The 12,141-nt window shown below is 57.2% G+C and carries 16 protein-coding genes; 15 read left to right on the plus strand and 1 reads right to left on the minus strand.

All coding sequences use genetic code 11. From position 1 onward, the window contains the following. Positions 1 to 229: 229 nt before the first annotated feature. From ABVS15_RS12445 to ABVS15_RS12480, 8 genes are all read left to right on the plus strand, one after another. A complete protein-coding gene (locus ABVS15_RS12445; RefSeq protein WP_369284006.1) occupies positions 230 to 766 on the plus strand; it encodes a DUF6838 family protein in 537 nt (178 codons plus the stop codon). After that, a complete protein-coding gene (locus ABVS15_RS12450) occupies positions 763 to 1,845 on the plus strand; it encodes a phage tail sheath C-terminal domain-containing protein (RefSeq protein WP_369284007.1) in 1,083 nt (360 codons plus the stop codon). The genes ABVS15_RS12445 and ABVS15_RS12450 overlap by 4 nt, the downstream gene beginning before the upstream one ends. Before the next feature lie 11 nt (positions 1,846 to 1,856). Continuing rightward, the gene (locus ABVS15_RS12455; protein ID WP_369284009.1) at positions 1,857 to 2,285 is read left to right on the plus strand and encodes a phage tail tube protein; all 429 of its coding nucleotides are present in this window, start codon (positions 1,857 to 1,859) and stop codon (positions 2,283 to 2,285) included. After that, positions 2,282 to 2,683 (plus strand): hypothetical protein, encoded by a 402-nt coding sequence (locus tag ABVS15_RS12460; RefSeq protein ID WP_369284010.1) that lies wholly within the window; start codon positions 2,282 to 2,284, stop codon positions 2,681 to 2,683. Before ABVS15_RS12455 ends, ABVS15_RS12460 begins: the two co-directional genes overlap by 4 nt. Positions 2,684 to 2,712: 29 nt before the next feature. Beyond that, positions 2,713 to 2,844 carry a hypothetical protein gene (locus ABVS15_RS12465; protein ID WP_369284011.1) on the plus strand — a complete coding sequence of 44 codons (132 nt, stop codon included), beginning with the start codon at positions 2,713 to 2,715 and terminating at the stop codon, positions 2,842 to 2,844. Between the two features lie 60 nt (positions 2,845 to 2,904). Then, the gene (locus ABVS15_RS12470; protein WP_369284012.1) at positions 2,905 to 4,566 is read left to right on the plus strand and encodes a hypothetical protein; all 1,662 of its coding nucleotides are present in this window, start codon (positions 2,905 to 2,907) and stop codon (positions 4,564 to 4,566) included. 9 nt (positions 4,567 to 4,575) lie between these two features. Next, on the plus strand, positions 4,576 to 5,214 hold the full coding sequence (locus tag ABVS15_RS12475) for a LysM peptidoglycan-binding domain-containing protein (RefSeq protein ID WP_369284013.1): 639 nt from the start codon (positions 4,576 to 4,578) through the stop codon (positions 5,212 to 5,214). 124 nt (positions 5,215 to 5,338) lie between these two features. Further along, positions 5,339 to 6,325, plus strand: a complete 987-nt coding sequence (locus tag ABVS15_RS12480; RefSeq protein WP_369284014.1) for a hypothetical protein — start codon at positions 5,339 to 5,341, stop codon at positions 6,323 to 6,325. A 38-nt stretch (positions 6,326 to 6,363) separates the two neighbouring features. Here the strand turns inward: ABVS15_RS12480 and ABVS15_RS12485 are convergent, their stop codons facing one another. Then, positions 6,364 to 6,726, minus strand: coding sequence for a DUF2500 domain-containing protein (locus ABVS15_RS12485; protein WP_369284074.1), 363 nt, complete (start codon positions 6,724 to 6,726; stop codon positions 6,364 to 6,366). A 164-nt stretch (positions 6,727 to 6,890) separates the two neighbouring features. On the opposite strand from ABVS15_RS12485, the gene ABVS15_RS12490 reads away from it, so the two are divergent. From ABVS15_RS12490 to ABVS15_RS12520, 7 genes are all read left to right on the plus strand, one after another. Next, positions 6,891 to 7,307 (plus strand): DUF2577 family protein, encoded by a 417-nt coding sequence (locus ABVS15_RS12490; RefSeq protein ID WP_369284015.1) that lies wholly within the window; start codon positions 6,891 to 6,893, stop codon positions 7,305 to 7,307. After that, positions 7,304 to 7,723 (plus strand): DUF2634 domain-containing protein, encoded by a 420-nt coding sequence (locus ABVS15_RS12495; RefSeq protein ID WP_369284016.1) that lies wholly within the window; start codon positions 7,304 to 7,306, stop codon positions 7,721 to 7,723. Before ABVS15_RS12490 ends, ABVS15_RS12495 begins: the two co-directional genes overlap by 4 nt. Next, the gene (locus ABVS15_RS12500; RefSeq protein WP_369284017.1) at positions 7,716 to 8,807 is read left to right on the plus strand and encodes a baseplate J/gp47 family protein; all 1,092 of its coding nucleotides are present in this window, start codon (positions 7,716 to 7,718) and stop codon (positions 8,805 to 8,807) included. The genes ABVS15_RS12495 and ABVS15_RS12500 overlap by 8 nt, the downstream gene beginning before the upstream one ends. Continuing rightward, positions 8,804 to 9,346: a putative phage tail protein gene (locus tag ABVS15_RS12505; RefSeq protein ID WP_369284018.1), complete on the plus strand. Its 543-nt coding sequence runs from the start codon at positions 8,804 to 8,806 to the stop codon at positions 9,344 to 9,346. Before ABVS15_RS12500 ends, ABVS15_RS12505 begins: the two co-directional genes overlap by 4 nt. After that, on the plus strand, positions 9,339 to 10,613 hold the full coding sequence (locus ABVS15_RS12510; protein ID WP_369284019.1) for a glycine-rich domain-containing protein: 1,275 nt from the start codon (positions 9,339 to 9,341) through the stop codon (positions 10,611 to 10,613). The genes ABVS15_RS12505 and ABVS15_RS12510 overlap by 8 nt, the downstream gene beginning before the upstream one ends. Before the next feature lie 3 nt (positions 10,614 to 10,616). Then, positions 10,617 to 11,240 carry a hypothetical protein gene (locus ABVS15_RS12515; protein WP_369284020.1) on the plus strand — a complete coding sequence of 208 codons (624 nt, stop codon included), beginning with the start codon at positions 10,617 to 10,619 and terminating at the stop codon, positions 11,238 to 11,240. 267 nt (positions 11,241 to 11,507) lie between these two features. Further along, a complete protein-coding gene (locus ABVS15_RS12520; RefSeq protein WP_369284075.1) occupies positions 11,508 to 11,987 on the plus strand; it encodes a holin family protein in 480 nt (159 codons plus the stop codon). Positions 11,988 to 12,141: the final 154 nt, after the last annotated feature.

Below are 12,141 nucleotides of genomic sequence, written 5' to 3' on the forward strand. Positions count from 1 at the left end.
AAGCTCGGCCGCAGCCGGAAACTGGCATTATCAAGAGCAGGCATCACGGCAACCAAAGCAAGCCACAAACCTCTCCGGGGGATACCGGAGCTAACAATGAACTTCTCCGCATAGCGCAGGGTGTGCAGGAGTAGGAAAAACAATATGGAGGTTTTAAGTATGATTTATCAGAGATTGCCGAAAGAAAGAGGCGCGCCGCCAAAGAGCGTGGCGAGGGGACAGACGCTCCTTGAAAAATCTGTGGATTCTGTCCGCGCCAAACCCCAATATGCCCTTGCGTGGTCCAACCCAAACAATGATTACGCCCGATGAGATCACGGCGGCCGTAAGCGGTGCATTGCGGGAGCTGTTTCCCGAAGAACCGGTCTATGAAAATATAGCTCCACAGGATTTTTTAAGGCCCTGCAATCTGATGGAGCTAACCGGAATCGCCTTGGGCGAGATATCCCCCGGCGGTGTGGAGCTGCTGTACACCTATCGTATTACTGATTTTGTGGAGGAGGGGCAATACAACAACGGCCCGCTTCCTCTGCTGGACCTGCGGACCATGCTGCTGTTGGGGCTGTTTGCCAAGGGGTATCTGAAGGCCGGGGACCGGGCGCTGAAGGTGCGAAGCTGTACAACTGTCCGCAAACTGGATCTCACCGAAACAACGGCAATTCTTTCCCTGGCTTACAACCGGACGGACTTTGACTCGGCGGCGGTGCTGCCGATGATGGAGCAGCTGACGCTGCAAACAAACACGAAGGAGGACACAAGCATATGAGCACTTTGACCATGCCCGGCATTGACATTGTCTTTAAGCAGGCCGCGTCCACGGCGCTGGCCCGGTCCCAGAAGGGGACGGTTGCGCTGATTCTGCGGGACGCGGCGCTGGCGGACACAAGCTACACGCTTACGGCCCCGTCCCAGCTTCCCGCCACGATGGGAACGGACAATCAGGCGGCGGTACGGCGGGCGTTTCTGGGATACGTGAAGCCCCCGAAAAAGATTCTGGTGTATGTGATGGATGAAGAGGACGCCATCACCGCCGGGTGCGCGGCCCTTAACTGGCTGGCCACCCAGCAGTTTGACTATCTGGCGGGGCCTGCCGATCTGACGGCCACCGAAGCAGGCGTACTTAAGGCTTGGGTCATTACCCAGCGGAGCGACAACCATGCGGTTTACAAGGCGGTTCTGCCCAATCTTGCGGCGGACAGCGAGGCGATGATCAATTTTACCGCCTCCGGCATTGACATTGGCGAGACGGAGAAGCTTACAGCCGCCGCCTACTGCGGGCGGATCGCGGGACTTCTGGCGGGCACGCCTATGAGCATTTCCGCCACCTACGCGCCCCTCCCGGAGGTCCGGGACGTGGAACGTTTGACGGAGGCGGCGCTAAACGCCGCTGTGGGGGCCGGGCAGCTCGTCCTGTTCTGGGATGGGGAAAAGGTGAAGACCGGCCGGGCCGTCAACAGCCTGACCACCGTCACCGGAAAGAGCGACGAGTGGAAGAAAATCAAGATCGTGGAGCTTCTGGACATGGTGCAGCACGATCTCCGGGGAGCCATTGAGGATTCTTACATCGGCAAGTATGCCAACACGTATGAAAACAAGCTGCTGCTGGTGACAGCCATCACCGATTATCTCCGCTCCCTCGCCCGGGACGGCCTGATTCTGGAGGACTTCACCTGCGGCATTGACGTGGACGCGCAGCAGGAATGGCTGGAGAGTCAGGGAACCTCTACCGTGGACCTGAGCGAACAGGAGATCAAAGAAGCGGGCACAGGGACCCGTGTGTTTTTGGCGGTGGTGATCCATCCCGTGGACGCCATTGAAGACGTCAGCGTGGGCATCACGCTGTAAAGGAGGATTGTATGGACGGATACAGAGTAATCAACGGCACGTTTGGCAGTGTCTGGGCCGATGGCAGCGAGGTGGCGGAAGTCAACGCGTTTCAGGTGAAGATTGCCAAAAACAAAAGCACCCTCAACTTCTGCCGCCAGATGGCGGAGGACAGCAAAATTACCGGGGTGAAAATCACCGGCAGCATGACGCTCCACAAGATTTATTCCCGGGGAAGCGACGACGTGGAGCAGGTGCAGGCGGGCCGCGACCTGCGCAAAACGCTGGTGGGTGCGCTTGCCGACCCGGACGCCTTCGGCGCGGAGCGCATCGCCGTGTACGGCGTGAGCTATGACGAGGTGACGGTGATGGATTGGGCCGCCGCCAAGGAGGGCAGCATCACCATTCCCTTTACCGCCACGCGGGTGGAATATCTGGACAAGATTGAGGCGCAGGGATGAGTGAGGATTTGAAGAATCTCAGCGTGCTGGAGCTGCTGCTGAAGCCGGAGCTGCCGGACGTGCGGAAAGTGCTGCCGGAAAAGAAGGTGGAGGTGCCCCGCCTCAGCGAGCTTGCGGGGGCGCCGGTGGTGTTCACGCTGCGGGGCCTGAGCTATGATCAGGTGCGGCAGGTGCAGGAAAAGCCCCGGAGCGATCAGGCGGCGTTCGGTGTGCTGTATGGCTGCGTCAGCCCCAAGTGGGGGGATGCGTCGCTGCTGGATAAAACCAAAGGCATCGCCACACCGGTGGATGCCATCAAGGCGCGGCTGATCTCCGGAGAAATTGACGAGCTGTACATGGAGATTCAGCAGCTCTCCGGGTATCTGCGCAGGACCCTCGGTGAGGTAAAAAACGGCTAGAGGCGGGAGACGACCCGGAGCTGTCATTATTGTTTTACCTGTTCCGCGCCCACCATTGGCCGCTCAGCGAGCTGAAAGAGCTGTGGGAGGCGCGGGACGGGTGGCAGGAGATCATCCGGGAGCTTTCCGCCTTTGAGTGCGAGCTGCGCAACAGGCGATAAAAAAGCCGCCCTCCCGGCGGGGAGGGCGGCGGCAAAGCCAACAGAAACGAGGTGAGGCGCATGGCGGAGATATCCATTTCATTCAAGGCGAGCGAAAGCGTCAGCCCGATCATGCTTACAATCACATCCAGCGCAAAAATGCTGAGCAAGGAGCTTGAGGAACTGGAGCGGCGCGGTAAGGCGCTTCGGTCCGAAAATGAGAAATTACAAAAGAAATTCGGCCTACTTAACGAAGAAATAATTACGGTCCGGGATTCCGTGAAAGAGGCCGAGAAAGTTTTTAAGAAGACCGGAGACGCAACAGACGGAATCGAGCTATCCAATGCGGTAGAAGAATACGAACGCCTGGCATCTGCTATCAATGAGACGAAGGATGCTTCCGGAATCATGACGGACGCCATAAAGAGCAATGCCGATGAAATGCAAAAGCTCCTTGACAAAGCCGCGCAGGCAAGCGGAGGCGCCGAGGGTGGCGAATCCATGTCGAAAGATACTGGAGGCAATTTAGGCACCAAATTAGCAAAAACCAAGGTTTTTGAAAATCTGAGTAACAGCGTTGGGGATATGGTTGGTACACTGATGGAAAGCGCTGTAGGACAGCCTGCGGCTTCGGCCATAGGTAATGTGTTGTCCGGGACGTTGTCCGGCGTGGCGGCCGCCGCAGGTGGCGGGGTTTACGCGATGCTAGCCGCCGGAATTATCGGTGCAATTACTGGTGGATTTAATGCATGGAATGAGATCTATAAGCAGCAGGACGACGCGTTTAAGGATTATTACAAAAACCTGTATGAAACGGGAAAATCCAAAACGGCGGAAGATCTCAAGGCCGGCATAACGATTGCCAGGAGTCAGGACCCTGAATACGACGCAAAAATAAGTGCTCTTGACAATGAGATGAATGAAATTAAGGCCGCCGCGGGTAAAGGCTACATAGAAGAGCGGCAGGAGTCTGTTGATGCCAACTTAAACGCTTACGGAGGGGTGCTGGGAGACAAGCTGGCGGAGCTGGGTGTCGTGGGCGGAAAAGTGCAGGCGTACAGCGAGAATATGCAAGATCAGTATCAGCGAGAAGCGCTGAGCGCAGTGCTGCTGGGGGAGAAAACCACCGCCTTCACGCCGGAAGACGCGGAGAAGTTGGAAGGTCTGCGGGCGCAGTATCAGGCGGCGGAGGAGGCCTGGAACAACGGCAGCATGGAAGCCGGGCAGACCATGACTGACATTAAGGAGCAGGCCGAAGCACTGGCTACGGGTGCGTTTGAATCCAGCGAGTGGTCGGAAAAACTGCATCAGGCGGAGTTAAACCAGATCGAAGCTACGCGGAATCTGACCACAGAAATGTCGGCGGCTACTTATGCACTGGAGAAAAGCAATGCTCTTTCAAAAGGCGGAGGGTTTAATCCAGAAACGGCTGGCTATACCTATGACCTGATTACAAATACATATTCAGACGAAAATGGTAATTCCTATGACCCAACAACACGTGTACATTATTACAACAGCTCCGACGCCTTCGGGCTACGGCGGGTGCCGGAGACGGGACTGTATCTGCTGCATCAGGATGAGACGGTAAAGACGGCGGCAGAGAGCCGCGCGGAAAGTGGTTTCTTGACCGGTGTTACCGTCACCGGAAACGCCTTCACTATCCGGCAAGAAAGCGATATTACGGCGGTTGCCATGGAACTGATGCGACAAATCAATCTGGCCCAAATGCGGTCGGGATAAGGAGGGCGTATGCAATTTTGCTTTCGGAACATAAAGACCAATTTAACGCTGAATATGCCCGTGACGCCGGACCGGTTCATGGTGGAGGCGGGGCGCAGCGCGACGGTGCTGGACATGGCGCAGACCGGCGCGGCAGCGTTTCCGGGGCTGTCCGCCCTGTTTAAAGAACAGCTTGAATTTCTTCTGCCGTCCGAAGCCCGGAACTACACGCAGGGCGATTACAGTGGCAACCCTTACGCCATGGTCAATACTCTGGTGGGCTGGTCGGAGGCAGGCGAGGTGCTGCGGCTGATTATCACGGACACGCCGATCAACGTGCCCATTTTGCTGGGGCCTGTGCGCTATGGCGAGCAGGACGGAACCGGGGATGTATACGTGACGCTGTCCATGCAGCGCTACCGGGATTTGGCGGCGGAGACGGCGGGCATTACTGCCGAAACCGGGAATAACAGCCGCTCGGAGGCCCGTGTGGCGCAGGCGGAGCGGGTCCACACTGTCGTAAAGGGGGATACCCTGTGGGGGATTGCTCGGAAGCAGTATGGGAATGGGGCACTCTGCTGGAAGCTGGCCAGCTATAACGGCATCAAAAATGCCAACCTGATCTATCCCGGGCAGCAGGTGAAATGCCCGGATAAGGGCAAATTGTGAGCGCATCCATCGGCACTATCCGATGCAAACCAGCGCAGTGTTTGCGGAGAAAGAGGACGAGCCCCGGAATGAGAGAGCTTTGGCCGCAGGCTGAAGCGAGGAATATGAAGGAGGTGAGGACGAGGTGGCATTTGATGATCTATTGAAAATCCGAACATGGAGCCTGGACGGGAAAAAGACGGAGCACATCACGCCGTTTGTGCAGAGCAAGGCGTGGAGTGGGAGCTACACGGACTGCGCCCGGCAGCTTTCTTTCAGCGTGACCCCGGAGGCGCTGTGTGAGCTGGGCGGGCTGACGAGGCTGTATCATGAGGTGGACATTTTGTTTTCCGGGCGCATCGTATCCCGGCAGCGGGACAGTTTCGGGCAGACCGTGGACTGCACTGCTTTCGACAACGGTCGGTTTTTAAAACGCAACAGCACCTATCTGGCGGTGCGCAATCAGACGCCGGAGGCGGTGACGCGGCAGCTGTGCCGTGAGTTTGGAATTCTGACCGGCAGCATCGCGGCAACAGGAATTTCCCTCAGCCGCAACTTCCTGGGCGTGAGCCTGTATCAGATCATCCAGACGATGTACACGCTGGCGTCGGAGGACAACGGGAAAAAGTATCAGATTCGCTTTTTGTCCAATCAGCTTCAGGTTGTGGAAAAGACCATCGGGGCGGACAGCCTGCGGCTGGTCCCGGGGAGCAATCTGCTCTCCTGCACCAGCGCAGACAGTATTGAAAAGCTGGTGACCCGTGTAGGCGTTTACGACGACAACAACAAGCTGACTGCCCATTTTGACAGCCCCAACAACTATGTGGCGCTGTACGGACTGATGCAGCAGGCCATTCAGGCCACCGACAGCGAAAAGCCGGAGACGACAGCCAAGCGGATTTTAGAGGACAACGGCATTGAAACCACCATCACCGCCCAGTGCATTGGAAGCCCTAAGCTGATCACCGGAAACGCGGTGGTGGTGGAGGAGCCGGTCACGGGCACTTACGGCCAGTTCTGGATCACGGCCGACAGCCACAGCTTTTCGGAGGGTGTATACCGAACCAAGGTATCGCTGGATTTCCGCAACCTGATGGACAAGCAAACGGCGGGATCTGTACCTGAAAAATAAAAAGATGACCGGAGAACCGGCCATCTGTCTGCTGTTCGTTATCCAACACTGCGCTCAAATTCAAGATAGCGTGTACCTTGAAAGGTCAGTTTCCCGAAATCCTGCTCTGTCAGCATTCCGTACTCCGTGCCCTGGACTGTGAATTCCATACGGTCACCGCTGGCAACCTGAAAGGTGACATAGTACGTAGTCGAAGAGGACGTATACGCCATATCGTTTGCGCCGGTGTGATGGTGGTGGGATACATCTGAACGCTTGGCGATAACGGTGGCGTCCACGGTAAGTACCGGAGAATTGTTATTCTTTTTCCACTGCTGGGCTCCTTTGGCGGCACGTGTAATGAGAATTCCAAGCATCACAATAAATATGACCCCCATAAATAATGGGACGATACTGAACATGAGACCACTGAATCCATCTATGCCTAATGAAATCACGATAATCCACCCCTTAAAAATAGTATTGATTTTAGAATACCATTCTTACCAACAAGAAGCAAGTTCATTTGCAAAGGTGCCCAAATTGGACACGAGTTGAAGAGAGATGCGAGAGGAGCGAGGACGACATGAAGGGCGACCCATTCAGCGGCCTATACAACCTGATGCGGACAGCCGGGCAGGAGGACGCTCCCACCGGGGCCGCCCGTCTGCGGCGGGGCACGGTGCGGACCGTCTCCCCGCTGACCATCGACGTGGCGGGGACGACGCAGGAGGCGGACCGTTTTTACATCAGTCATCGGCTGACAGCCGATCATGCGGAAAAGCTGACGGTATCCGGCGACCGCATATCCGGGGCGCTGGATGTCAGCGCCGGATTTATACCCGGCGACCGCGCTTCCATGACTATTTCCGACGGCGCGGCGGTATTTAAGGCTGTGGCCACGCAGGACGACCCGGTGCTGCAGGAGGGCGACGAGGTGCTGCTGCTGACGGCGGACGACCAGACATTTTACATTATTGACAAGGTGGTGAGCTGCGTATGAGTACTATTTTCCCGGCAGTCCAGCCTGAAATGGAGGAAACCACCAGTGCCCTGCCGCTGGCGCAGGAAGTCAAATGGGGCTATCAGGCGGGCACGCCGGTATTTTCGGCGGGTGCGCCGGTGATTGTCACTGGGGCGGAGGCGGTGAAGGTCTGGTGCTGGAAGGCACTGAAAACACCCCGGTACCGCCACGACGTGTATTCCTGGGCCTACGGCAGCGAGGCGGAGGACTTGATTGGGCAGGCATTCACGGCGGACGTGAAGCGCAGCGAGGCAATCCGGCACGTCCGGGAGGCACTGCTGGTCAGCCCCTACGTCACCGGCGTGGGCGAGATATCCGTGGAGTTTACGGGGGACAGGCTGATGGTGCAATGCTCCGTCAGCACCGTTTATGGGGAGGTGGATTTAAATGTATGAGGATTTGACGGAGGAGCAGGTGAAAGCCCGCATCATTGCGCGGCTGCAAACGCCGCTGCTCACCGGGGAGGGGAGCTTTACCGGCGACATTATCGCCGCTACTGCTGTGGAGCTCTGCCAGCTCTATCACGCCATGGACGCCATGATGCCTGCGTTTTACGTGGACGAAACCAGCGGGCAGTACATCGACAAGCAGGCGGCTGTGGTGGGCATCACCCGCAAGTCGGGGACCCTTGCAGCCTGTCCGGTGACGTTCACCGGCACGGACGGGGCCGTCATCCCGGCGGGCGCTCCGTTTTACACAGCGGCGGGACTGACCTTTTATCTGGATGGAGCCGTCACAATCACCGGCGGTACGGCCACCGGGACGCTGACAGCGGCGGAGGTGGGTGCGGCCTACAACATTGCCGCAGGCGAAATCGTGTCCACTCTGCGCAATTACAGCGGCGTGACGGTCTATGCCAACGGCGCGGCAGCGGGCGGCACAGACGCGGAGACGGACGCCGCGCTGGTGGAGAGATATTATTCCCGGATGCGCCGTGCGCCTACCTCCGGAAACCCCTATCACTATCAGATGTGGGCCGGGGAGACGGACGGTGTGGGCTATTCCCGGGTAATTGCCAAGTGGAACGGGGCCGGAACGGTCAAGGTGCTGCTGGCGTCACCGGAGGGCGGCGCGGTGGATGCGGAGACGGCGAGCGCGGCTGCTGCCCACATTGAGGCGGCCCGTCCGGTGGGCCCCTCGGTGACAGTGCTGTCCGCCAAGGTGAAAACGCTGGCCGTCAGCACCGCCGTGACCATTGACGGCTCGACCACGAAAGCGGTGGTGCGGGACGCGCTGGAGGAGGCCGTGGGGGCCTATTTCAAGTCCCTGGTATCCGGCAGCTTCACCCGCAATCTGGACGCGGAGCTGGATACGCTTGCAGAGCAGACCTACACCGTGCTGTACAACCGGGTGGCGTTTTTGCTTTTAAGCATCCCCGGCGTAGTGGACTACACCGCCCTGACGGTGGGCGGCGGAGAGGACAACATTATCATCGCGGCCGACGAGGTGCCGGTGCTGGGTGAGGTGACTGTATCGTGAGCACATTGTTGACGCGATACCCAGCGTATCTGCAAAAGGGCGCGGAGTTTGCGGACATCCAGCAGGCGTTGGAGCCGGAAGTTTTGGCCCTGTGGCAGGCCCGGGACGGAATGATGGAGCAGCTAAATGTGGACAGCGCCACATGGGGCCTTAAATATTGGGAGCAGGCGCTGGGCATCCCGGTGGAACTGGCAAAGCCCGCCGCCTTCCGCCGCAGTCGGGTAAAATCCAAGCTGCGGGGCGCGGGCGTGACCACTGTGGCCATGATCCAGAGTGTGGCCGAGAGCTTCAGCAACGGCGACGTGGAGGTTACGGAACTACCGGAACGATACCGGGTGGAGATTGAATTTGTAGGGTCCATCGGCACCCCGCCCAACATGGAAGACCTGACGGCCGCCCTGGGGGAAATTATGCCCGCCCATCTGGGGTGGGACTACGTGATCATCTACAAGACGTGGGATGGGGTAAAGAAGAACACGTGGAATGAGCTGAGCGCTTACACATGGCAACAGGTAAAGGAGAGTGATTTGAATGGATAATACTGCAAATCTGGGCTTGCGGCTTCCCGCGGGCAACGATTATGCCGATGTGGCCGATTTCAATTACAACTTCGAGCAACTGGACGCGGCAATGGCGGCGGCGCGGGCAGCGGAGGAGTATGACGGCGGAACGGCCTACTCGGTGGGAGACTACTGTATTCGGGACGGCAAGCTATATAAATGCGTGGCGGGCATTACAACGGGGGAAGTGTGGAACGCAGCGCACTGGGCGGAGACGAACATTGACGCAGAGTTTAAGGCACTGTATGCAGCGCTGGCGGGCAAGGCGGCAGTTGATCACACTCACACAGCGGCGCAGATTGGGGCGGACCCCTCCGGAAGCGCAGCGGCGGTGCAGGCCAGCCTGAATGCCCACACGGTGCGCACAGACAATCCCCACGGGGTTACGGCGGGGCAGATCGGGGCAGTTTCGGCTTCCTCGGTAAGAGATATTATAGCCCAACAAAAATGGGCCTTGTTGGCAACATACTTTACCGCAGGGGCTTTTACATTTGCTGTTCCTACTGGGTACACAAAGCTTGGAATATACATGGTTGGTGGCGGTGGCTCTGGTGGATCATGCTATTACTATAACACCATTGCTGGCGCTTCTACGGGCGGAGCCTCTGGATATGGAAAAAATGTAATACTAGATGTAACTCCTGGTCAACAATTTTCCGGGATTATCGGTGCAGGTGCGGCAGCTGTTAATGGGAATTCAAATGGGCTTACTGGCGGATCAACATCTTTTAATGGAATCTCTGTGCTTGGTGGGAGCGGGGGAAAATATGTCTTGGAGTACTCAGTTAGAAATGTGGCTGGCTCGGATGGAGGACAAGGCTCAGATGCGTGTGGAATAACAACAAAAGTTGATGAACTCAATAGGAGACTATTTGGTGGCGTTCAAACTGAATCAACTGTACATGCCCCCTCTAATAGCTGGGGCCGTGTATACCTAGGGGGGCGTAGTCAATCACCAAGAGAATCCCAAAACCTATTTGATACATCAATGGTAACTCTTTGTGCTGGTGGATGGGGTGGTTATCCTAGTAGTACACTTTGTGGCCAAACGATGGCTCCTACAGACCTTGGTTATAAAGGCGGGAATGGTAGCGGAACCTATGACAATGCTCCAAGTAATGCTGAGAGCGGGGTTGGCCCTGGTAGCGGCGGCGGGGGAAAGTTTCACGGCTCAACTACATTTGCATCCTGCTATTCTGGAGCAGGTGCTCCTGGAGGCATTTTTATTTATGGTATAAGAGGGTAGTGTATGAGAATTGTTCGAGTTGAAAATGGAACCGTTGCAGAAATCATACCAGAGTATGCGATCCCTGTTGAGATCTGGTATGGCTCAGAGTTTGCATCACAGTGCGTTGAAGCCCCTGACGAAGTGGAACAGGGCTGGACACGCAATAAAGATGGTTCCTTTAAGGAACCCACAATGGTGAATCAAACGGCGGTGGAGATCAAGGAGGAGCGCAGCACAGCCATTAAAGCCGCCTGCGCCGAGGCCATTATTGGCGGATTTGACGCAGACGCGCTGGGGCGGGGGATGCTACATTACACGCTGACACAAATCCAGCAGCGTGACCTTCAGACCCAGTATGTAGCCATTCAGGCCGGAGCCACGGAGGTCCTTTGGCGGGACAGCAGCCGGGTGACGCACGAGGTTTACACGGCGGCGCAGTTTACGGCGCTGTTCCAGACGGGCTATGCCTACATCATCTCCTGCAAAATCCGTTCTGACTGGCTGGAGCAGCTGGTCCACGATCTGGCCGATGCGGACAAGCTCACGGAGGCCACTAAGGTGGGCTGGGACACGACACTGCCGGAAGACTACCAGACACAGTGCAACGCGCAAATTGCGGCGATGCTGGGAAACGGCAACGGGTAACTTTTGTCCCACTCGCCCGAAAGCCCAGCACAGCGGGTTTCGGGCGAAAGAGGAAGCGCAGCGGAGTGAGCGAACTCGCGCAAAAGGCACGGGAGAGGGATACGTAGCTTGAGGAGACGAGAGGGCCGGGGGCACGATTTTAAGAGGCCTGCTGGCGTGCTTTGCGGGAACGGCGTACTTTCTCATGGAAGTAGCGTGGAAGATTGCCTAGGATACCCCCAAGGCATCCATTGTACTATGCTGGCGCTTGGGGAATAGAAAGGAACGATAAAAACGGACAACGACGCTTTAACCAATATAAAAGTCGGAATTACCGCCATTCTCGCGGCATTGACGGCCTTTTGGGGCTGGTTTGGATGGCTGGTGGTAGTCTGGGTGGGCATGATGCTGCTCGACTGGCTGATTGGCAGCGCAGCTGCCTTTAAAAAGGGAAAATGGAGCAGTGCAAAACTGCGGGCCGGCGCGTGGCACAAGGGCGGCGAAGTGGTGATTGTGGTGGTTGCGCTGGTGGCGGACTGGCTGATTGGTCTTGTGATCGCAAACATTCCCGGGGTTGCGCTGCCGTTTGAGTATACGGTGCTGCTGGGGCCTCTGGTCATCGTGTGGTACATCATCGGGGAGCTGGGCAGTCTCGCGGAGCACGCTGTGACATTTGGCGCACTGGTGCCTACGTGGCTGGTGTCCGCACTGGAGGCGGGCAAAAAAGCCGTGGACAGCGCAGGGGACAAGCTGAGCGGCAAAAGGTGAGCTGTACCTCAGTTAGTGAGGGCCATAAAGAAAAGCTGTGAGGGTCTATTGTAATCAATACCAACGCGAGGCTTCAACGGTATGGTAGGGCGGAGTATTTAACTGGTGGGGCGGGGGAAACCCCGCCCCTTTTGCATTAAAAGGGAGGATACAT

Source organism: Oscillibacter sp. GMB15532, assembly GCF_041020825.1.
GTDB lineage: Bacteria > Bacillota > Clostridia > Oscillospirales > Oscillospiraceae > Oscillibacter.

Bases quoted from the DNA above. Each gene is read 5' to 3' on its own strand.
- ABVS15_RS12450 (WP_369284007.1), top strand. From the start codon at position 763: ATGAGCACTTTGACCATGCCCGGCATTGACATTGTCTTTAAGCAGGCC.
- ABVS15_RS12455 (WP_369284009.1), top strand. From the start codon at position 1,857: ATGGACGGATACAGAGTAATCAACGGCACGTTTGGCAGTGTCTGGGCC.
- ABVS15_RS12460 (WP_369284010.1), top strand. From the start codon at position 2,282: ATGAGTGAGGATTTGAAGAATCTCAGCGTGCTGGAGCTGCTGCTGAAG.
- ABVS15_RS12470 (WP_369284012.1), top strand. From the start codon at position 2,905: ATGGCGGAGATATCCATTTCATTCAAGGCGAGCGAAAGCGTCAGCCCG.
- ABVS15_RS12475 (WP_369284013.1), top strand. From the start codon at position 4,576: ATGCAATTTTGCTTTCGGAACATAAAGACCAATTTAACGCTGAATATG.
- ABVS15_RS12485 (WP_369284074.1), bottom strand. From the start codon at position 6,726: ATGTTCAGTATCGTCCCATTATTTATGGGGGTCATATTTATTGTGATG.
- ABVS15_RS12490 (WP_369284015.1), top strand. From the start codon at position 6,891: ATGAAGGGCGACCCATTCAGCGGCCTATACAACCTGATGCGGACAGCC.
- ABVS15_RS12495 (WP_369284016.1), top strand. From the start codon at position 7,304: ATGAGTACTATTTTCCCGGCAGTCCAGCCTGAAATGGAGGAAACCACC.
- ABVS15_RS12500 (WP_369284017.1), top strand. From the start codon at position 7,716: ATGTATGAGGATTTGACGGAGGAGCAGGTGAAAGCCCGCATCATTGCG.
- ABVS15_RS12510 (WP_369284019.1), top strand. From the start codon at position 9,339: ATGGATAATACTGCAAATCTGGGCTTGCGGCTTCCCGCGGGCAACGAT.
- ABVS15_RS12515 (WP_369284020.1), top strand. From the start codon at position 10,617: ATGAGAATTGTTCGAGTTGAAAATGGAACCGTTGCAGAAATCATACCA.